The sequence below is a fragment of the Mycolicibacter algericus DSM 45454 genome (assembly GCF_002086455.1).
Taxonomy (GTDB): domain Bacteria; phylum Actinomycetota; class Actinomycetes; order Mycobacteriales; family Mycobacteriaceae; genus Mycobacterium; species Mycobacterium algericum.
The window spans coordinates 1-902 of sequence record NZ_MVHC01000086.1 but is presented as its reverse complement, the minus strand read 5'-3'; the positions used below and the strand labels follow the sequence as shown (position 1 = coordinate 902).

Genomic DNA, 902 nt, shown 5'->3' with positions numbered 1-902 from the left:
GCCCGCGGGTTGACCACCGGGGAGATCAGCGCTCATTTCGCCCAGATCTATGGCGCCCAGGTGTCCAAGGACACCATCAGCCGGATCACCGACCGTGTCGTCGAGGAGATGACCACTTGGCACACCCGGCCGTTGGAGCGCGTGTATGCCGCGGTGTTCATCGACGCCCTGCACGTCAAGATCCGCGACGGCCAGGTCGGTCCGCGACCGATCTACGCTGCGATCGGCGTCGATTTGGCCGGACACCGTGACGTACTGGGCATGTGGGCCGGCGAAGGTGACGGCGAATCGGCCAAGTACTGGCTGGCCGTACTCACTGAGCTGAAGAACCGTGGCGTGGCAGACATCTTCTTCCTCGTCTGCGACGGCCTCAAGGGACTGCCGGCTTCGGTCAGCGCGGTGTTCCCCGACACCGTGGTCCAGACCTGCATCATCCACTTGATCCGCGGCACGTTCCGCTACGCCGGGCGCCAGCATCGCGATGCGATCGCCAAGGCGCTCAAGCCGGTCTACACCGCGGTCAACGCCGCCGCTGCCGCTGAGGCATTGGATGCCTTCGACGCTGAATGGGGTCAGCGTTATCCGGCAGCAATTCGATTGTGGCGCAACGCCTGGAGTGAGTTCATCCCGTTCCTGGACTACGACACCGAGATAAGGAAGGTGATCTGTTCGACAAACGCCATCGAATCCCTCAACGCCCGATACCGCCGCGCCGTGCGGGTGCGGGGTCATTTTCCAACCGAGCAAGCAGCTCTGAAGTGCCTATACTTGGTCACCCGGTCGCTGGACCCGACCGGGACCGGCCAGAAGCGATGGACCATGCGCTGGAAACCAGCACTGAACGCCTTCGCGATCACCTTCGCCGACCGCATGCCGGGAAGCGAAACCAACTAACCGAAGAT

Annotated in this window: 1 protein-coding gene; it reads left to right on the top strand. The window is 63.2% G+C overall.

Annotated elements, in window-relative coordinates:
* A partial coding sequence (locus tag BST10_RS22195) for an IS256 family transposase (RefSeq protein ID WP_083040794.1) occupies positions 1-894 on the top strand: 894 nt, incomplete at its 5' end.
* Between the last annotated feature and the right edge of the window lie 8 nt (positions 895-902).